This is a genomic window from Qipengyuania marincola, assembly GCF_029688625.1.
In the GTDB taxonomy this organism is placed as follows: Bacteria; Pseudomonadota; Alphaproteobacteria; order Sphingomonadales; family Sphingomonadaceae; genus Qipengyuania.
In genome coordinates, this window is record NZ_JARULC010000001.1 from 540300 (window position 1) to 558662 (window position 18363).

An 18363-nucleotide genomic window follows, 5' to 3' on the forward strand; every position below is an offset into this window, starting at 1 on the left:
GGAGGCTAAATCAGGCGAATGCGCCGTGGGAAGGCGGCCTTCGGTGTATCCACAGGGCTTTCCCCGGAAATCCGCCTTCGACAGACGGTCAGAGCGCCTCGTCAAGCTGCGGCTGGAGCGCTTTCCAGCCATGCGTGCCGTCGAGAAGCTCGCCATTCAGCAGGAAACTTGGCGTGCCGCGCAGCTCGTGCGCCTCGATGTCGGCGCGCGACTGTTCGGCCAGCGCCTCGGCCTTGGCCTCGTCGGTCAGGCACTTGTCGGCCTCGATCCGCGAATAGCCGCGCGTTTCCATGATTTCGTAGAAGTCGAGATCGCTCGCAATTGCCTGGAAGCGCGCGCCCATGCTGCCGAACTGCCAGCGCGCGCGCTGGGCCTGTGTGGTGCTGCGCGCCTTTTCCATCCATTCATTGTGCCGCGACATGATCGCTTCGTGATTGCCCGGGAATTTCTGCGCCGCGCCGCAATGGGTCAGCAGCACCGCCGTCATGTCGACCGGGTCGCGGACCAGATGCCTGATTTCGAAGCTCATCTTGCCGCGCGGTACGTAGAGCATCTTCAGCGCCGCATCGCCTTCGCGCGTAAAGGTGGCGCAATGCGAACAGGTATAGCTCATGAATTCGACGAGCCGCGTCCTGGCCTCCGGGTTGCCGAGCAGGTGACCGCCATTGGTGGCAGTGACCATCGAGCCCCAGTTGCCGCCTTTCTCGATCGCGCGGTCCTGCGCACTCGCACCGAGCGCGAAAGTCCCTGTCGCAGCAGCAAGCAAGCCTGCGAGAATGCCGGTTTTCCTGATCACGTGTCGTCCTGTCCCTCGTCCTGCGACCCAAGGCTGCGCGCGAGCGATTCGAGTACCGTGCGCAGTTCGGGATCGCCAATATCGCGCAGACTCTCGCCCAGTTCCATCGGAATCGGCTTCAACGAGGGTGGCGCTTTGAGTTTGTGTTTTGCAGGAGGCGCCTGAACCGCACCTTGCCGCAGCTTGATACGGGCGACAGCGCGGTAGCCGAAGAAGCGATTAACCCGCTCGATAATGTCGGGCAGGATCTGCTGAATGAGCGGCGCATGTGCCGGAAGGACGACGAGATGCATGATGCCGTCCGATTTCTCGCCCGGCGGGAAGCGGATCATTTCCGGCGTACAGACCTTGGAATGCGTTTCGCCGACGATCTCCGGCCAGCGACTGACTACCGAGCTTTGCACGAAGCCAAACCGGCGAAACGCGCTGCGCCCGACCTGCGGCATGAGGTCGCTGATCGGCTTGGCGCCGCCGCCACGCGGGCGTGTCCACGCTTTCGTCGTCTTTCGGCCTGACGCCCCGCTGCCTGAGGCGCCCGGCTTTTTCGAGCCTGCTTTGCTGTCGTCCCGTTCCATTGCGCCGAGCGCCATGCCATAGGCGCGCCGTGGCCGCCACTATCTCCGCAACTTTGCTCGACTGGTACGATCGCCATGCACGCGATTTGCCGTGGCGTGCGCCGCCAGGAACGCGAGCGCCCGAGCCGTATCGCGTCTGGCTGTCGGAGGTCATGTTGCAGCAGACCACCGTCGCTGCGGTAAAGCCCTATTTCGCCGCTTTCACAGCGCGCTGGCCAACGGTCGAGGCGCTGGCTGCTGCGCCGGAAGAAGACGTCATGGCGGCATGGGCGGGGCTGGGCTATTATTCGCGCGCCCGCAATCTGGTCAAATGTGCGCGCGTGGTGGCAGAGATGGGCGGCTTCCCGCAGTCCGAGAAAGCGTTGCGCCAGCTTCCCGGGCTCGGCGATTACACCGCCGCCGCAGTCGCCGCGATCGCCTTTGGCCGACGCGCTGTCGTCGTCGACGCGAATGTCGAGCGGGTGGTCGCACGGCTGTTTGCGATCGAGGAGCCGCTGCCCGCCGCGCGCAAGGCGATCCGGGCGAAAACCGATGCGATCACGCCCGACGAGCGCGCAGGCGATTTCGCGCAGGCGATGATGGACCTGGGATCGTCGATCTGCACGGCGCGCGATCCGAAATGCCTGCTCTGCCCGCTGGCCGAACAGTGTGCAGGTCGAAAGACGGACGACCCCGCCCGGCTGCCGGTCAAGGCGCCGAAAAAAGCCAAGCCGCTGCGCCAGGGCCGGGCATGGTGGATCGAGCAAGAGGGATCGGTGTGGCTGGTGCGGCGCGAGGGCACCGGAATGCTGAGCGGGATGCGCGCCTTACCCGATGATGGCTGGAGCGCGCGCGGCAACGGGCAGGGCGGGCCCGATGGCGAGCCGCTTGGCCTGGTGCGCCATGGCTTCACGCATTTCGACCTGGAACTCTCAGTCCTGCGCCATGATGCGCCCTTGGGCGAGGGGGAGTGGTGGGCTCTCGATCAGTTGGACGAGGCCGGCCTGCCGACACTGTTCGCCAAGGCTGCGCGGCTAGCGCTCGCCTAGAAGATCCCGCCACCCAGGGTCAGCCGGATCGCAGCGATCAGCAGCACGATCAGGTTGAAGTTCCGTCCCGAGTTGCTGGACGAAAGCTGGCCCACGATGATGCCGATCACGATCAGCGGCAGCGCAAGCCAGTTCAATGCGCCAAGAAACGGAATGGTCGCCGGAATGACGATGACGAGCGAGATGATTCCGAACAGGAAAGAGAGAAGGTTGAGCATGTGTCTTATATGGTTAGCACAGTGGGGAAAGGCAAGCGTTTCAATTCGCAATTGACCGTTCAGCTATGCTCCCGCACATAGCGCTGCGACCCCACCGGAGAGGAAATTCATGGCCTATCGCGAATTCGACACCCCGCAGATTTCCCGCCGCTCGCTGCTCCGCGGCGGTGCCTTGTTTACTGCAAGTGCTGCCTTGGCGAGCCTGCCCATGGGCCGCCAGGCCTTCGCGCGGACCGGTGCTGTCGAATGGACCAATGTGAACGCGATGGTCGAAAAATACGTCGGCTCCCGCAAGGTCGCCAACATGGTCGCGACGCTCGGCTGGGGCCAGCAGGACCCGATGACTATCGCGCGCGGCACGCTGGCGCTGGGCGGGGAGGCGCGGGTGACGCCCGACAGCCTCTATCGCATCTATTCGATGACCAAGCCGGTCACCGGCATGGCGGCGATGATGCTGGTCGACAATGGCCGGCTGGGCCTCGACCAGCCGATTGCCGAATTGCTGCCTGCCTATGCGAACATGCAGGTGCAGAAGACCTATGACGGGCTGCTGACGGAAACCGTCCCGGCAGAGCGCCCGATTACCGTGCGCCACCTGCTCACCCACACCGCGGGCCTCGGCTATGGCATCGTGCAGAAGGGGCCGATCAAGACCGCCTACGAGCGGCAGGGGCTTGTCCCCGGCCAGGTCAGCCGCATGCCGATCCCGGGCATCGGGCGCGCCAAGGCCGTCGATGGCCTCGCCGAATTCGCGGACCGGCTGGCCGAATTGCCGCTGGTCCTGCAGCCGGGCACCAAGTGGAGCTATTCGGTCGGGCTCGACCTACTGGGCCGCGTGATCGAGGTGGCGAGCGGCATGGCCTTCGACGAGTATCTGCGCACACAGATTTTCGAGCCGGCCGGCATGTTCAGCACCTATTTCACCGTGCCGGAAAGCGAGGTCGATCGCTTCACTACAAATTATGCGATCCTCAACGGCACGCCGCTGCCGATCGATCCGGCCCGGGCGTCGATCTATCTCGACCGCCCGCCGTTCCCCTTCGGCGGGGCCGGCCTTGTATCGTCCAGCCGAGACTATGACCGCTTCCTGCGCATGCTGCTGGGCTATGGCGCGATCGACGGCAAGCGCGTGATGAGCGAGACGGCGGTGAAGCTGGGCACCTCCAACCTGCTTCCAGAAACCGCGACGACCGAAAACACATGGGTTGAGGGACAGGGCTTCGGTGCAGGCGGGCGCGTGTCGGACGGCAGCTATGGCTGGGGCGGGGCGGCCGGAACCGTCGGCTTCGTCAACTATGCCGCGGGCCTGCGCGGCACGCTGATGACCCAGTACATGCCATCCGAAGCCTATCCTATCCACACCGAGTTCCCGAATGCCGTTATGGCCGACCTTGCCGCGATGGAGGCGAGCAGGCAGGCCGCATGAGCACGCTACCGCTGGCTTTCACCGGCTCGCGCCTCGACCGTGCGGACCATGTGCGTGCCGATCCGGAGCGGCTTGCAGGCTATATGAACTGGAAGGCGCGGCTGCTCGCGCTGGACGGGCTGATGCCCGCGCTCGACGACGAGGGTCGGCTGGCCTGGGGTACGCTGGCGGATGTCCCGGAAGATGCGGAGCTGTGCTTCCTGGGGCTCGATGACGGGAAAGCCTGTTTCGCCGCAGTTCCGCCGCGCGGCGATGCCTCTCCGCGCATGGCAAATCCGCAGCTTTGGTCGTTGATGGCGACGCTCGCGCCGGACGACCTCGCGCTTTATGGCGGTGCGCGCAGCCTGACCGACTGGCATGCGCGGCACCGGTTCTGCGCCGAATGCGGCGGCGACACGAAAATCGCCAAAGGCGGCTGGCAGCGCGAATGCACGAATTGCGGCGCCAATCATTTCCCGCGCACCGATCCCGTCACCATCATGCTGGTCGAATTTGAGGGCAAGCTGATGCTCGGTCGCGGGCTCGGCTGGCCCGAAGGCAGCTTTTCCGCGCTGGCGGGCTTCGTCGAGCCGGGCGAGAGCATCGAGGAAGCGGTCGCCCGCGAAGTGCTGGAGGAGGCAGGCATCGCAGTGCGCGACGTCAGCTATATCGCCAGCCAGCCCTGGCCATTCCCGAGCCAGCTGATGATCGGCTGCCACAGCCACGCCGACAGCGACGATATGACCATCGACGAGACCGAGATGGCGGAGATCAATTTCTATACGCGCGAAGAGGTAGAGGCTGCACTGAAAGGCAACGGCCCGTTCCGCTGTCCGCCACGCCATGCTATCGCCCATCACCTGATGGAATGGTGGGTGAACCAATGAGCGAGCCGAGAACCCTGCGGATCGATATCTGGTCGGATGTGATGTGCCCCTGGTGCCTCGTTGGCTGGGGCAATCTGCAAAAGGGCCTCGAGCAGCTGGATGGCGAAATCGCGGCGGACATCCGCTGGCACGCCTTCGAACTCAATCCCGACATGCCCGCCGAGGGCGAGGAGCGTACGGCGCACATCGCGCGCAAGTACGGGTCGACGCCGGAGCAGTCGCGCGCAGTGCAGGGACGGATGCGCGAGGCGGCCGAAACGGCCGGCGTTTCGCTGGATTATGAAGGGGTCGAGCCTGCGCCCGAGGCGATGATGTGGAACACTTTCGCTGCGCACAGGCTGCTGACCTGGGTGGGCGAGCAGCAGGGCCCCGAAAAGCAGACCGAGTTGAAACTCGCGCTGTTCAAGGCGCATTTCAACGAACGCCGCAATATCGGCAAGGAATCCGTCCTGCTCGACATCGCCGAAAGCACCGGCATCGATCGGGATGCCGCCGAGACCGCGCTCGCCAGCGAGGAAGTGGCTCACAAGACCCGTGCCGAAGAACGCGCGGCATGGGATCTCAACATCACCGGCGTGCCCGCCATGATCGTCGAGAACAAGTTCATGATCCCCGGAGCACAGCCGCCCGAAGCCTATGCCGATGCATTGCGGCGCGTGGCTGAGAAGGTGCCCGTCTAGCCCGCGCGATCATAGGCGGTCTTCATCCAGCCTTTGACTTCGACGTCGAATTGCTCGCGCGTTTCCAGCCGGACGCGGTGGCTGCACATCGCGTTGTAGGTTTCGAGCCGGTCATTCACTTCTTCGCCCTTGAGCGCGAGGCCGAGATCGATGCGCGATTTCGTGGCCGGCGTGATCAGGGCGAACTGCTTGGCGCGCCGCAGACTCACGCTGGTCTTTTTCGGCGCAATTTCGACATCCGCACCAAGCGATTTCGCAAAGTCGACGATGTCGTCGTAGATCGGCTTCAGCCCCGCCTTCGGACCCGCATACTGGTCTTCCACCAGGTCACCAGGCGCGTCGCCTTCAAGGGATTTGCTGGCAATGAGATTGGCAAAGCCGTGCGTCACGCCGTGGTCCGATTTCAGCATCGCGACGATCTTGCCATGCTTGTCGAGGCCCGACTGGGCCACGACCGCCTGCCATTCAGGCAGGGATTTTCCGGTTTTCTCCGGCAAGTTCGCGATCATGGTGGCGAGCTGGTCTTCCGGTGACGTCATGGCGATATCTCCTGTTTCGACCCTGAAGCCGGCAGGATAGCCTATGATGGGCCCGGCGCAAAAGCTGGCGCTCGCCCCGCATACAAAACGACCGCGTAAATCCGCACACGGACGGGCGGATAAACGCGGTCAAAATGTTCAATTCAAAGAACCGAGAAGACTAATTGGCATTGCCCTTCTTGATGGCGTGCATCGTTTTTTCGCCCTTCCTCGCGTCCTGTTCCGGATTGTCGGAGCCGACCTCCGGTTCGCGATTGTCGGGGTCTTTCGCGCGGTGCTCGTCGGCGCGACTGCCGACCGTGCGGTTCACTCCACCGCCAGCCGAACCCTGATGGCTGGGCGTGGGCGTTTCGGTCATTTCATCGATCAGGTCATTGTCGGGATGGCGGGATTGGCGTTCTGGCATGATATGCTCTCCTTTACCCGACCAACGGGCAAGGGGCGGCGCGCGTTCCGCAAACTGACCTATATCAGGCCAAGCCGTTCGAGTTTTCCCGCGAGTTTGCCCGGCAGTGCGTCGCCAATGTCCTCGCCCTCTTCCAGATCGCGCGGCGGTTCGCCCTTGAGATAGCGCCAGCCCTGATGGGCGCGCTTTGGGCGCGGGTAAACGCGGACCAGTTCGGGCTTGAGGTCGATCGACCAGCGTCCGGTCTTGGTCTCGCTGAACCCGAGGATTTCGCTGCGCGCGACGATGCTGTGCTGGTGGATCCAGTAGAGCGAGCCGCCGATGCACTGTTCCCACTTGGTCGGGCGATAGCGGGTGGTCAGGTTCGGGCTGCGCCGCTGCGCGTACCAGCTTTCGATGTCGTCATAGCTCTGCGCGCCGAAAGCGATCTTGGTCAGGTTGAGCGGCATGGGATGGATGTAGGGGGTGCGGCCCCCGAGTCAAACCACGGCCCCTTGTCAAACCACCCCGAGCGCTACCGCCAGGCCGAGGAAGGCGAAGAAGCCCATCGAATCAGTGATCATGGTCACGAACACGCTGCTTGCAACCGCCGGGTCCTGGTCGAGCCGGTCGAACGCCACCGGGACCAGCACGCCGGCAAGGCCCGCCACGGCCACGTTCACCACCATCGCCAGCGCGATCACCACGCCCAGCAGTGGCGTGAAGATCGCCGCTGTCGCCGCGCCGATCAGCACCGCGATGGTCACGCCGTTGAGCAGGGCGACGCGCATCTCGCGCCACAGGATACGCCGGGTATTGCTGCGGGTCAGCTGGTTGGTGGCAATGGCACGCACGGTCACCGCCATGGTCTGCGTACCCGCATTGCCGCCGATGCTGGCGACGATCGGCATGAGCACGGCGAGCGCGACCAATTGCTCGATCGCCGCGCCGAACAGTGCGATGATGAAGCTGGCCACCAGCGCCGTGCCGAGATTGGCGACCAGCCAGCGCACGCGCGCTGAATAGGCCTCGCGGATCGGCTCGTTAATGTCGCCTTCGCCCGCACCGCTCATCAGCAGGGCGTCCTCGCCCGCCTCTTCGGAGATGATGTGGACCACGTCGTCCACCGTCATCTGGCCGACCAGCCGCCCGTCATCGTCCACCACGGCGGCGCTGATGAGGTTGTATTTCTGGAACATCAGCCCGACTTCTTCCTGGTCGAGCATGACGGGGATCAGCGTCTGGTCGCGCTTCATCACATCGGCCAGCGCGATGGCCCGCGGCGCGCGCAGCACCCAGCTGAGCGCACAGGTGCCGACGGGGTGGTGCTTCTCGTCCACCACGAAGATTTCGTAGAATTCGTCCGGCAACTCGCGCCCGTCGCGCAAATAGTCGATCAGATCGCCGACGGTGAGGTGCTCGGGCACTGCCACGAGGTCGCGGCTCATCAGGCGGCCGGCGGTTTCCTCGGGATAGGAAAGGGCGGACTGGATCGCGATCCGGTCTTCCAGCTCCACCGCGGCCAGGATGGCGCGCTGGTCGGCCTCGTCCAGATCCTCGATGAGCTGGACGGCGTCATCGGTCTCCAGCTGGTCGACGATCTGCGCCACCGCTTCGGGCGGCAGCGCTTCCATCATGTCCTCGCGGACGTAGTCGTTGAGCTCGGCGACCACGTCCGACGTCATCAAATCGGTAATCGCTTCGGCCAGCTGGTGGCGTTCCTCGCGCTCGAACAGTTCGAGCAGGTCGGCGATGTCGGCGGGGTGGAGCGGTTCGACGAGGTCGTAGACGCGCGAGGTGTCGCCTTCCTCCAGCGCGTCCTCGACGCTCTCGACATATTCCTTCTTGAGCGTGTTCTCCTCGTCCATCCGCTCGTCGTCGATGCGGTCGTCGGGGCGCGCCTCTTCCTCCGGCTCGCGCGCCAGCAGGAAACCGTTCTCGTCGAGGGGGCGGTCGCTCTCGCTCATGCGCCCGCTCTAGGCAGGGGGGCACGAAAAGCAAGCCGTGACACAGGCGCTGCGTTTGCTAGGGAGGCGCCAACCGAAATACAGGAGACGAACAATGGCCGACACACTGACCTTCACCCTCGACACCGGCGATGGCGACAACAAGGACGTGGTGATCAAGCTGCGCCCCGACCTCGCACCCGGCCATGTCGAGCGCATCACGACGCTGGCCAACGAAGGCTTCTACGACGGCGTGGTCTTCCACCGCGTGATCCCCGGCTTCATGGCGCAGGGCGGCGATCCGACCGGAACCGGCATGGGCGGCAGCGATAAGCCCGACCTCAAGGCCGAATTCAACAGCGAACCGCACACCCGCGGCACCTGCTCGATGGCCCGCACCCAGGTGCCCGACAGCGCCAACAGCCAGTTCTTCATCTGCTTCGACGACGCCGAATTCCTCGACGGCCAGTACACCGTCTGGGGCCAGGTCGAGAGCGGCATGGAACACGTCGACGCGCTGCCCAAGGGCGAGCCGCCGGCAAACCCGGGCAAGATCGTGAAGGCGACTGTAGGCTAAACTTCGCTGAAATCGACGAGGGAAGGGCGGCCAAGTGCCGCCCTTTTCATTGAAAGGGCCAATCCCTTGCGGTAAGGGCGCGCAACCCATGAAACCGACCAATTCCCCCAAGACCTACAGGGTCAAGAGCTTCGGCTGCCAGATGAACGTCTATGATGGCGAGCGCATGGCCGAGATGCTGGGCGAGCGGGGCATCGTGCCTGCGCCCGAGGGGGAGGAGGCCGACCTCGTCGTGCTGAACACCTGCCACATTCGCGAGAAGGCGGCGGAGAAGGTCTATTCGGACATCGGCCGCCTGACCAAGGCTGGCCGTGCGGCGGGCAAAGAGCCGCTGATCGCGGTCGCGGGCTGCGTCGCGCAGGCCGAGGGCGAGGAGATCATGAAGCGCTCTCCGGCGGTCAGCATGGTCGTCGGCCCGCAGGCCTATCACCGCTTGCCCGAAATGCTGGACAAGGCCGTAAAGGGCGAACGGGCGACCGACACCGACATGCCGGCCATCGCCAAGTTCGCAGCTCTTCCCGAACGCCGCCGCACCAATCCGGCGAGCTTCCTCACCGTGCAGGAAGGCTGCGACAAGTTCTGCACCTATTGCGTGGTGCCCTATACGCGCGGCGCGGAAATCAGCCGGCCTTATGCCGACCTCGTCACCGAAGCGAAAAAGCTGGTCGACGCGGGCGCGAAGGAAATCACGCTGCTCGGCCAGAACGTCAGCGCATGGTCGGGCGAGGACGAGAAGGGCCACACTGTCGGCCTCGCGGGCCTGATCCGCGACCTAGCCAAGGTCGATGGCCTCGCGCGCATTCGCTACACCACCAGCCACCCCGCCGACATGGACGACGACCTGATCGCGGCGCATGGCGAGATCGACAAGCTGATGCCTTTCCTCCACCTGCCGGTGCAGGCAGGCAGCGACCGTGTCCTGAAGGCCATGAACCGTAGCCACACGGCGGAAAGCTACCTCAAGCTGCTAGACCGCTTCCGTGCTGCGCGGCCCGACCTTGCGCTGTCGGGCGATTTCATCGTCGGCTTTCCCGGCGAGACCGAGGCCGAATTCGAGGAAACCCTCGCGCTGGTGAATGAGGTCGCATACGCGCAGGCCTTCAGCTTCAAATACAGCCCGCGCCCCGGCACCCCCGCTGCCACGATGGACGGACAGGTGGCGAAGGAGGTCATGGACGATCGCCTCCAGCGCCTCCAGGCCACGCTCAACCGCGACCAGCTGGCCTTCAACGAGGCGAGCGTCGGGCGAACCTGCGAAGTCCTCGTCGAGCGCAAGGGCAAGCTGCCCGGCCAGTGGCTCGGCAAGACACCCTGGCTGCAAAGCGCGTGGTTCGACGCCAGTGTGGCAATCGGCGACCTTGTGCAGGTGGAACTGCTCGAAGCCGGGCCCAACTCGCTCGCTGCGCGGCTGCGCGAAACGGCCCTGTCAGCTGCCTGAGGGTTCGCCTTCGAGCTCGACAAACTCAGGCATCTCCGCGATCAGTTCCGTCCCCGTTTCATCGGTCATTTCCGCCGGAGCGACGGTTGGATTGGAGGGATAGCTCTCGCCATCGAATCTGAGCAGCGCAGTGCCTCCTTCCGCGCCGCCGCCTGATACGGCGACCGTGATGTCCTGACAGCCATTGGTGACGCTATCGAGGACGGTTACCGGTGTCCGCGAAACGCTGATATTGGCGACCTCGCGCCACATCGGCCCTGCCGGGGTGAGCACCAGCGTAGGGCAGCCGCCCGTGCCGCAGAAATAGGGCGCGGCGAGATAGACAATGGCCTCCTCGGCCCCGTCGTCATCGAGATCGTGCCAGGCGAGCGCGTAGCGCATTGCACCCGCTTCGGGATAGGTTTGCAGCAGGTAGCGGCGGATATCCTCTTCCGCATCCGCCGGGGCGGGAGAGACGGTGTCGGCCTCCGCAGCGGTCATGGTCGCCTCGGCCTCGGGCGCAGCGACTTCGGTGCAGGCGGCAAGAGTCAACAGGGCCAGCGTTATGGGCAAGAGGCGCATTCACGATCTCCGTCGGACACAGCAACTGCGTCAGTGTGCGCGGCTCGAAGGAAGGTTGCAAGTCCGTGACTTTCCACCGTCATGTCGCGCCCGCCAGCTTGCGCGGCGTGCAGGGACGCCTACATTTCCGACTCGCACACGAAAGGAGCGCATGGCCCGTAAACCCGCACCGAAAGACGCCAGGTCCTTCACCCCGCCGCCCAGTCCGCAGCGTGAGGTTCGCCGCGCGCAGGTCGATCTCAGCTTCGACAACCAGAGCCTGCTCGGCGCGCTGTTCGGTCAGTTCGATGCGAACCTGGTGCAGGTAGAAAACCGGCTCGGCGTATTCATCTCGGCCCGCGGCAACCAGCTCCATATCGAAGGCCCCGAAGACAGCGTCGCCCGCGCGCGCGACGTATTGAAGGCGATGTACGACCGGCTGGCCATCGGGCAGGAGCTCGACGGCGGCACGATCGAGGCGCTGATCGCCATGTCGGACGAGCCCACGCTCGACGGGATCGTCGATGCCGAACCCGGCAAGGGCAAGAACGCCCCGCCGATCATGATCCGCACCCGGCGCAAGACCATCGTGCCGCGCAGTGCGATGCAGGCGACCTACATGCGCAGCCTCGTGCGAGACGACATCATCTTCGCGCTCGGCCCCGCAGGGACCGGCAAGACCTATCTCGCCGTGGCGCAGGCAGTGGCGCAGCTGATCACCGGCAGCGTTCAGCGGCTGATCCTCAGCCGTCCGGCGGTGGAGGCAGGCGAGAAGCTCGGTTTCCTGCCCGGTGACATGAAGGAAAAGGTCGATCCCTACCTGCGCCCGCTCTACGACGCGCTCTACGATTGCATGCCGCCCGAACAGGTCGAGCGGCGGCTGGCCTCGGGCGAGATCGAGATCGCGCCGATCGCCTTCATGCGCGGGCGCACGCTGGCCGATGCGTTCGTGATCCTCGACGAGGCGCAGAACACCACGCGCGAGCAGATGAAGATGTTCCTCACCCGCTTCGGCCAGAACAGCCGCATGGTCATCTGCGGCGACCCGAACCAGGTCGACATTCCCGGCGGCGGCGGCATGAGCGGGCTGGCGGACGCCGTGGGCAAGCTGGAGGGCGTGGAGGGTTTCGGCACGATCCGGTTTACGGCGGCGGATGTTGTGCGCCACCCGATCGTAGGGCGGATCGTGGAGGCGTATGAGGGGAAGGGCGAGTAGAACAGCGAAGGACCGGTTATGCGCCCACTATCGGTCAATCGCGATGCTGACCGTGCTAACCGCAAACGGCCCGTAATCGAATGGCGGATACCTTCGCCAGAAGGGATGCGGGTAGTTCGGAACGGGACGGGCTGATTTTGTATCGGTGGTGAGCGGACTCACCTGCCCTATGTTTGATTGCGCTGGTCAACTCTGCTTGCGCGCTGCCCTTATTAGCACCCAAAGAAGCAAAACGGCTGCAGCAACACCTAATAGAAGTTGAGCTACAGCAAGTTCTACGGTCGTTGCTAAGGCTGCCATTAACATGCCAACGACAATTAGGGCGGCATCGCCACCTGGATTCTTCTTTTCATCGTGATCACTCATGATGATCTATTAGCATCTCAGCCCGCTAATCTCAACCTGAGCGGGTAATCTATCGCACGCAAGGTGAACTGAATACATGCAGCAGGGTTGCTTCCCACGGCTTTCAGCATCTTGGTAGGCCATGTTTGGGGCAGCCTGCGTTTAGCAAAACTTCCGCGTCGCAAATCCCCCTTACCCGACGCCGCCAACCACCGCTTTCCTACCGTCGGATGCTCGGCTAGATGGCGCGGATGGCCTATGATTTTACCTGCATGCTCACGCCATTTCGCACCTCGCGAATGGAGGGCGGGTTTTTCCGCCTTGGACAGTGTAACATGCGGTCCATGTCTCGGAATGCAGCTGGCTGATGGACCTCGATATCGCAATCGACGGGTGGCCCGAGGCGTTCGATTGGGAAGGCCTTGCCGAGCGCGCGGTCGTAGCGGCAGCCGGAGTGGAGCCGGTATTGGCGAGCGAGCGGCTATCCGCCTCGTTACTCTTCACCACTGACGAGCAGGTGCACGCCCTCAACCGCGAGTGGCGCGGAAAGGACAAGCCGACCAATGTGCTCAGCTTCCCGATGCTGGAGCGCGTCGAGTTGCTCGCGCTCGCGCCCGACGGCCCGCCCGAGCTGCTCGGCGACATTGCCCTGGCGCTCGAGACCTGCCAGCGCGAAGCGGCGGAGAAGGGCATCGCGCTCGAACACCACGCTGCCCACCTGATCGTCCACGGCCTGCTCCACCTGGCAGGGCACGATCATGTCGATTCCGACGCGCAGGCCGAGGCGATGGAAGCGCTCGAAATCGCGGCGCTTGCAAAACTGGGCATCGCCGACCCATATGGGGATCGCAACTGAATGGAGTGCGTTTGAGGGGCCATGCCCGATTCGTCATCACCCGCGGGAGACGCGGAGAGTAGCAGCGGGCTGTGGCTCGCCATCCGGAAATTGTTCGATCCCGCCCATGGCGAGCGTTCTCTGCGCGCGCAGCTCGAAGAAGCTATCGACGAGCACGAGGACGAGAACGGCGAGGAAACGCCGGACAACAGCGGAACCGGCGACCTGTCCTCGGTCGAGCGGCAGATGCTGCGCAATCTGTTGCATTTTTCCGAACACGATGCCGACGATGTCGCCGTGCCGCGCGGCGAAATCATCGCGATGAACGCCGAAGCCCCGTGGGACGAGCTGGTCGAGACTTTCGCCGAGCATGGCCATTCGCGCATGCCGGTCTATCGCGATCAGCTCGATGACGTCATCGGCATGATCCACCTGAAGGACGTGTTTCCCTTCCTCGCGCGGGGCAAGCCGCCTCCCAAGGACTGGACCGTGCTGATGCGCCAGCCGCTCTATGTGCCGCAAACGCGCAATGCGCTCGACGTGCTGGCCGACATGCGCGCCCAGCGGATGCACCTCGCCGTCGTGGTCGATGAGTTTTCCGGCACAGACGGGATTATCACTATCGAGGATCTGGTCGAGGAAATCGTCGGCGAGATCGAGGACGAGCATGACGACGCGCCCGAGGAATGGATCGTGCCGATCGGCGCGGGGATGTGGGATTGCGACGCGCGCGCCGAACTGGACGATGTGGCAGAGAAGGTCGATCCCGCGCTCGCGGAGGTCGAGGAATCGGTCGATACGCTGGGCGGGCTCGCCTTCGTCCTTGCCGAACAGGTTCCGCAGATCGGAACGGTGGTGGAACATCCCAGCGGCTGGCGGATCGAGGTGACCGATGGCGACGAAACGCACGTCAAGCGCCTGCGCCTGCACGAACCGCCGGCGGAAGAACCCGGCGACTGATCGCATTGTTGCGCGAATTCGAACATTCGCCCTCGACATCGGTCATCGGCGACCATAGCTAACACTCGCAATGGTCACCCGTCGGCTTCCTCCCCTTCGCGCGCTCGAAGCCTTCGTGCGGACCGTCCGGCTCGGTTCGGCCCGCGCTGCGGCGGAGGAACTGGGCCTCAGCCCATCGGCCCTGTCGCGCCGGATCGGCAATCTGGAAGACTTCGTCGGCAAGAAGCTCTTCACCCGCGCGCGCCAGTCGATGCAGCTTACCGATGACGGGCATGCCTTCTACGAGGCGGTCAATCCTCAGCTTGAGGCGTTGGCCCGGGCAGTGGAAAGCCAGTCGGAAAACCTCTCGCTGCTGCGCCTCCACCTCGGCGTCCTGCCGCTGTTCGGCACGCAACGCCTGTTCCCCAAGCTCGGCGAATTGCGTGCGCGGCACCCGCTGCTGCACATCGACATCGATACCGGCCCGCATCTCGAGGACCGTGTCGGCGACCTGCTCGATGCGGCGATTATCCTGTCGCGCGGGCCGGAGCGGGGGCTGCATGCAGTGCGGCTGGACTACAACAAGGTCCATGCGATCTGCAGCCGCGAGATGAAGGAGAAGCTGGGCGACGAACCCGGTATGGAAGCGCTGGGCAAGCAGACGTTCCTGATCCACAACGAATTGCCCGAAAGCTTCGTCGCCTGGCGCCAGGAAATTGGCATGCCCGATCTCGAGCCTGCCGCGATCGACCATTTCGACAGCGGCCAGATCATGCTGGAGGCCGCTGCGCAGGGCCTGGGCATCGCCATCATGCATGATGATCACATGCGCCGCGCGAGCGACAACCGCCTTGCCAAGGTCTATGACGTCGAGGTCGAGAGCCCCTATAGTTACTGGTTCGTCTGCAAGCCGACCGCGCTGGAAGAACGGCCGGTGCGGCTGTTCCACGATTGGCTGGTGGGCGCCGAGCTCTAGGCCGGGCTGTCGCTGCCCGGCGCGTCTTTCGGGCGATAGCGCACTGCATCGACCACATGCTGGAAATCGCGCAGGGGCCTGCCCAGTGCCGCGACCAGTGCGGCCTCTATCTCCTCGCGCGCCTTGGCCGCTATGGCCTTGCGACCGCGATGGTCTTCGGGACTGAAAGGCTCGAGATAGGTTATGCGAAGGCGAAAGGTTCCGCTGCGCGCCATGATCCGCATGGCATTGTGCAGGCCGCTTTCATCGCCGACCCAGCCGATTTCCTCGGCATTATCGCCATAGTCGAGCATGACCGGCTGGACGAGCACTCCCGGTGGCGGCGGTTCGAGGACCGACAGCATGGAGGACTTGAAGGGCAGCAGCGACTGACCATCGGTGACCGTGCCTTCGGGAAAGACCGTCACCGACCAATTGTCCTCCAGCGCCTCGCGCAGCGCATTGATCTGCTCGGCCACGCCCAACCGGTTCTCGCGCTTGACGAAAACCGTGCGATTGAGACGGCAAAGCCAGCCGATGACCGGGACCTCAGCCAGTTCCTGCTTGGCGACGAACGCGGTTCCCGTGGCACCGGCGAGCGACAGGATGTCGATCCAGGAAAGGTGGTTGGCGATGAAGAACACGTCGCGCCGCAGAGGCGTCCCGATGATCTTCACGCGGGCCCCGACGACCCGCGCGGTGAAGCGCAGGAACAGCATGGGGAAGGGGGAACCATAGGCGAAGACGCGGTAGAGATAGTGCAGCGGCACGAATATCAGCAGCAGAACGAGGATGCCGATCGCGCGCATGACGAAGCGGACCCATCCCATCGGCGAGAGAGGCACGTTTTCGCCGCGCGCGGCAGCCAGCCGGCGCTCAGTATAACGCGCGAGGCGCCGCTCAGCTTTCGCGGTCGAGGCGGACGCCATACAGCTCCAGCCGGTGATCGACGAGCCGGTAGCCCAGCTTTTCTGCGATCTGCTTCTGCAGAGCTTCGATCTCGGGATCGACGAATTCGATGACCTTGCCGCTCTCGACGTCGATCAGATGGTCGTGATGCGCTTCGGGAGCGGCTTCATAGCGCGCTCTCCCATCGCCGAAATCGTGCCGGTCGAGAATGCCGGCCTCCTCGAACAAACGGACCGTGCGATAGACCGTGGCAATCGAGATCCCGGAATCGATCTTGTTGGCGCGTTCGTGGAGCAGCTCGACATCGGGATGGTCGTCGCTCTCCGACAGCACGCGCGCAATCACGCGCCGCTGTTCGGTGATGCGCAATCCCTTGTCGGCGCAAAGCTGCTCAAGATCGATTTTCTGGTGCAATTGGGCTTCCCGATTGAAAAACGCCCCGTACCCTTATCGGGCCGGGGCGTCTTCCTCAAGGCGAACCGAAAGGCTTTACGCGCCCTTCTTCTTGCGACCTCGTTTCTGGCCCGGTTTACGGCCCAGACCGATCTTCACGGCAAGATCGCGGCGCGTCGCCGCATAATCTGGCGCGACCATCGGATAATCGGCGGAAAGTCCCCAGCGTGTGCGATACTCGTCCGGAGTAAGATCATGCTCGGTCGAAATATGTCGCTTGAGCATTTTCATCTTCTTGCCGCAGTCGAGGCAGACAAGATGATCCTTCTTCACCGAAGAGCGGATTGAAACGGCCGGATCCGGAATGGCCTGCGCCGCAGTCGCTGCGTCACCAAGGCCGGAAAGCGCTGAATACACATTGGTAATGAGTGTGGGCACATCGCCCACTTCGACATTGTTGTTGCTGACATGCGCCGCGACAATGTCTGACGTCAACGTAATCAAGGTTTCGGTCATATCGGTTTCGATAGCATCCATTCGGACAGGCTCCTGTTGCCCCGGCTTATTTGGCGCGACCCGGCTTGTGGGATGCATTGTAAAGAAACGACAAGAGAACGCAAATTTTTCACGACATATCTTTACTTTGACGCAAATATACAAGCGGACTGTCGCAATATTACAATTTCCGCCCGAAAGTTATGGCATCGAGCGGCTCTCCCGACGCCGTCCGATAATAGGCGACGCGCCGCCCGATCGGAGCGAAGCCCGCGGCGCGGTATAAGCTCTCCGCCGGATTGTTCTCGCGCATTTCGAGGAACACGTTGTCAGCGCCATTGGCGCGCGCGCTTTCGATGAACAGGTCCAGAAGGTGCCGGCCGATCCCCTTGCCCCGCTGTTCTGGACGGACCGCGACAAGGAGCAACTCCTCCTCGCCCGGCGCGCGTCGCGCCAGCACGAAGCCTGCCGCTTCGCTTCCGCTGGTCAACGGCGCGAGTTCGGCATCGCACATGATGGCATGAGTATGGGGAAGGGCGAGAGAGCCCTCGACCTGCGTGCGACTCCAGGACTCGCGCCAGTAAGGGTCAAATGCGCTTTCCATCACCTCCATCAGCTGATCGATATCGGTCATGGGCTGGCCGGCTTCGCATCGGGCTCGCGGCCATACAGGGGGGCCAGAGTGTCGCTCAGAACAGCAGACGGCAGGGCGAGACCGTGACGAGCGTCGGGGAGGCAATCGAGGACCGAAAAGCCGGCGCGTCCCGCGGCCAGCTCGGCGGCCTTGCCACCGATGACGACGCAATGGTTGTCGCGCGTCTGCGCCGTTTGCGGCGGAAGCGAGATGGGTTCTGTTTCGGGATGACCGCTGCTGTCGAAATTCTGGACGAACCATTCGCCATGGCCGCCGTTTGTGCACACCGTAACCGCATCCCCGACATGCTCGCCGCCATCTTGCCGAGCCATCGCGGCGAGCAGGGCAAGGGTCGGATAGCCTTGCACTTTGGCCTGCCAAGCGATTCCGAGAGCCTGCGCCACGGCGAGGCCGATGCGGATTCCGGTGAAGCTACCGGGCCCGAGCGAGACGCGAACGGAGTCGGCCTGCCCCTTGCCGGGCAATTGCGCGATCATCGGCACCAGGCGCTCGGCATGGCCGCGGCCAAGCACTTCGTGACGCGCGTCGAGAAGTTCGCCGCCGTCGAAGAGCGCTACCGAACAGGCCTCGGTCGCCGTTTCTATTACGAGAATCCGCATCAGCCGCG

General features: G+C 64.0%; 24 protein-coding genes. 10 read left to right on the forward strand and 14 right to left on the reverse strand.

Annotated features, from left to right (window positions below):
- Positions 1–88: 88 nt before the first annotated feature.
- The gene (locus tag P8Q88_RS02680) at positions 89–796 is read right to left on the reverse strand and encodes a DsbA family protein (RefSeq protein ID WP_278322278.1); all 708 of its coding nucleotides are present in this window, start codon (positions 794–796) and stop codon (positions 89–91) included.
- Positions 793–1386, reverse strand: a complete 594-nt coding sequence (locus tag P8Q88_RS02685) for a DUF721 domain-containing protein (protein WP_278322279.1) — start codon at positions 1384–1386, stop codon at positions 793–795. Before P8Q88_RS02685 ends, P8Q88_RS02680 begins: the two co-directional genes overlap by 4 nt.
- A 14-nt stretch (positions 1387–1400) precedes the next feature.
- Between P8Q88_RS02685 and P8Q88_RS02690 the strand changes: the two genes are divergently transcribed.
- On the forward strand, positions 1401–2399 hold the full coding sequence (locus P8Q88_RS02690) for an A/G-specific adenine glycosylase (protein WP_278322280.1): 999 nt from the start codon (positions 1401–1403) through the stop codon (positions 2397–2399).
- Here the strand turns inward: P8Q88_RS02690 and P8Q88_RS02695 are convergent.
- The gene (locus P8Q88_RS02695; protein ID WP_278322281.1) at positions 2396–2617 is read right to left on the reverse strand and encodes a hypothetical protein; all 222 of its coding nucleotides are present in this window, start codon (positions 2615–2617) and stop codon (positions 2396–2398) included. The two genes, P8Q88_RS02690 and P8Q88_RS02695, sit on opposite strands and share 4 nt — an antisense overlap.
- Before the next feature lie 109 nt (positions 2618–2726).
- On the opposite strand from P8Q88_RS02695, the gene P8Q88_RS02700 reads away from it, so the two are divergent.
- Genes P8Q88_RS02700 through P8Q88_RS02710 form a run of 3 tightly spaced genes read left to right on the forward strand, consistent with a single transcriptional unit; the run spans position 2727 to position 5589 of the window.
- On the forward strand, positions 2727–4043 hold the full coding sequence (locus P8Q88_RS02700) for a serine hydrolase domain-containing protein (RefSeq protein WP_278322282.1): 1317 nt from the start codon (positions 2727–2729) through the stop codon (positions 4041–4043).
- Positions 4040–4909: an NAD(+) diphosphatase gene (gene nudC, locus P8Q88_RS02705; RefSeq protein ID WP_278322283.1), complete on the forward strand. Its 870-nt coding sequence runs from the start codon at positions 4040–4042 to the stop codon at positions 4907–4909. The genes P8Q88_RS02700 and nudC overlap by 4 nt, the downstream gene beginning before the upstream one ends.
- Positions 4906–5589, forward strand: coding sequence for a DsbA family oxidoreductase (locus tag P8Q88_RS02710; RefSeq protein WP_278322284.1), 684 nt, complete (start codon positions 4906–4908; stop codon positions 5587–5589). Before nudC ends, P8Q88_RS02710 begins: the two co-directional genes overlap by 4 nt.
- Here P8Q88_RS02710 and P8Q88_RS02715 read toward each other — a convergent pair.
- From P8Q88_RS02715 to mgtE, 4 genes are all read right to left on the reverse strand, one after another.
- Positions 5586–6128: a DUF4287 domain-containing protein gene (locus P8Q88_RS02715; RefSeq protein WP_278322285.1), complete on the reverse strand. Its 543-nt coding sequence runs from the start codon at positions 6126–6128 to the stop codon at positions 5586–5588. The two genes, P8Q88_RS02710 and P8Q88_RS02715, sit on opposite strands and share 4 nt — an antisense overlap.
- Before the next feature lie 160 nt (positions 6129–6288).
- Positions 6289–6534 carry a hypothetical protein gene (locus tag P8Q88_RS02720; RefSeq protein WP_278322286.1) on the reverse strand — a complete coding sequence of 82 codons (246 nt, stop codon included), beginning with the start codon at positions 6532–6534 and terminating at the stop codon, positions 6289–6291.
- Between the two features lie 59 nt (positions 6535–6593).
- Positions 6594–6983: a DUF1489 family protein gene (locus tag P8Q88_RS02725; RefSeq protein WP_278322287.1), complete on the reverse strand. Its 390-nt coding sequence runs from the start codon at positions 6981–6983 to the stop codon at positions 6594–6596.
- 48 nt (positions 6984–7031) lie between these two features.
- Positions 7032–8480 (reverse strand): magnesium transporter, encoded by a 1449-nt coding sequence (gene mgtE / locus P8Q88_RS02730; RefSeq protein WP_278322288.1) that lies wholly within the window; start codon positions 8478–8480, stop codon positions 7032–7034.
- A 94-nt stretch (positions 8481–8574) separates the two neighbouring features.
- Between mgtE and P8Q88_RS02735 the strand changes: the two genes are divergently transcribed.
- Both P8Q88_RS02735 and miaB read left to right on the forward strand, forming a co-directional pair.
- Positions 8575–9036, forward strand: coding sequence for a peptidylprolyl isomerase (locus tag P8Q88_RS02735; protein ID WP_278322289.1), 462 nt, complete (start codon positions 8575–8577; stop codon positions 9034–9036).
- An 88-nt stretch (positions 9037–9124) separates the two neighbouring features.
- Positions 9125–10474 carry a tRNA (N6-isopentenyl adenosine(37)-C2)-methylthiotransferase MiaB gene (gene miaB, locus P8Q88_RS02740; RefSeq protein WP_278322290.1) on the forward strand — a complete coding sequence of 450 codons (1350 nt, stop codon included), beginning with the start codon at positions 9125–9127 and terminating at the stop codon, positions 10472–10474.
- Here miaB and P8Q88_RS02745 read toward each other — a convergent pair.
- Positions 10463–11035 (reverse strand): COG3650 family protein, encoded by a 573-nt coding sequence (locus P8Q88_RS02745; protein ID WP_278322291.1) that lies wholly within the window; start codon positions 11033–11035, stop codon positions 10463–10465. The two genes, miaB and P8Q88_RS02745, sit on opposite strands and share 12 nt — an antisense overlap.
- A gap of 151 nt (positions 11036–11186) precedes the next feature.
- On the opposite strand from P8Q88_RS02745, the gene P8Q88_RS02750 reads away from it, so the two are divergent.
- Entirely contained in the window at positions 11187–12230 is a 1044-nt protein-coding gene (locus P8Q88_RS02750) for a PhoH family protein (protein WP_278322292.1), read from the forward strand.
- Positions 12231–12416: 186 nt separating this feature from the next.
- Here the strand turns inward: P8Q88_RS02750 and P8Q88_RS02755 are convergent, their stop codons facing one another.
- Positions 12417–12596 (reverse strand): hypothetical protein, encoded by a 180-nt coding sequence (locus P8Q88_RS02755; RefSeq protein ID WP_278322293.1) that lies wholly within the window; start codon positions 12594–12596, stop codon positions 12417–12419.
- Positions 12597–12942: 346 nt separating this feature from the next.
- On the opposite strand from P8Q88_RS02755, the gene ybeY reads away from it, so the two are divergent.
- The 3 genes from ybeY to P8Q88_RS02770 all read left to right on the forward strand — a co-directional run bounded on the left by ybeY (position 12943) and on the right by P8Q88_RS02770 (position 15325).
- Positions 12943–13431: an rRNA maturation RNase YbeY gene (gene ybeY / locus P8Q88_RS02760; protein ID WP_278322294.1), complete on the forward strand. Its 489-nt coding sequence runs from the start codon at positions 12943–12945 to the stop codon at positions 13429–13431.
- A gap of 21 nt (positions 13432–13452) precedes the next feature.
- Positions 13453–14370, forward strand: coding sequence for a hemolysin family protein (locus tag P8Q88_RS02765; RefSeq protein WP_278322295.1), 918 nt, complete (start codon positions 13453–13455; stop codon positions 14368–14370).
- Between the two features lie 70 nt (positions 14371–14440).
- Entirely contained in the window at positions 14441–15325 is an 885-nt protein-coding gene (locus tag P8Q88_RS02770; protein WP_278322296.1) for a LysR family transcriptional regulator, read from the forward strand.
- Here P8Q88_RS02770 and P8Q88_RS02775 read toward each other — a convergent pair.
- From P8Q88_RS02775 to tsaB, 5 genes are all read right to left on the reverse strand, one after another.
- Positions 15322–16233 carry a lysophospholipid acyltransferase family protein gene (locus tag P8Q88_RS02775; protein ID WP_278322297.1) on the reverse strand — a complete coding sequence of 304 codons (912 nt, stop codon included), beginning with the start codon at positions 16231–16233 and terminating at the stop codon, positions 15322–15324. The two genes, P8Q88_RS02770 and P8Q88_RS02775, sit on opposite strands and share 4 nt — an antisense overlap.
- Positions 16205–16627 (reverse strand): Fur family transcriptional regulator, encoded by a 423-nt coding sequence (locus P8Q88_RS02780; RefSeq protein ID WP_278322298.1) that lies wholly within the window; start codon positions 16625–16627, stop codon positions 16205–16207. The genes P8Q88_RS02775 and P8Q88_RS02780 overlap by 29 nt, the downstream gene beginning before the upstream one ends.
- 75 nt (positions 16628–16702) lie before the next feature.
- Positions 16703–17143 (reverse strand): Ros/MucR family transcriptional regulator, encoded by a 441-nt coding sequence (locus tag P8Q88_RS02785; protein ID WP_278322299.1) that lies wholly within the window; start codon positions 17141–17143, stop codon positions 16703–16705.
- Between the two features lie 139 nt (positions 17144–17282).
- Positions 17283–17735: a GNAT family N-acetyltransferase gene (locus tag P8Q88_RS02790; RefSeq protein ID WP_278322300.1), complete on the reverse strand. Its 453-nt coding sequence runs from the start codon at positions 17733–17735 to the stop codon at positions 17283–17285.
- Positions 17732–18355: a tRNA (adenosine(37)-N6)-threonylcarbamoyltransferase complex dimerization subunit type 1 TsaB gene (gene tsaB / locus P8Q88_RS02795; RefSeq protein ID WP_278322301.1), complete on the reverse strand. Its 624-nt coding sequence runs from the start codon at positions 18353–18355 to the stop codon at positions 17732–17734. The genes P8Q88_RS02790 and tsaB overlap by 4 nt, the downstream gene beginning before the upstream one ends.
- Positions 18356–18363 lie beyond the last annotated feature (8 nt).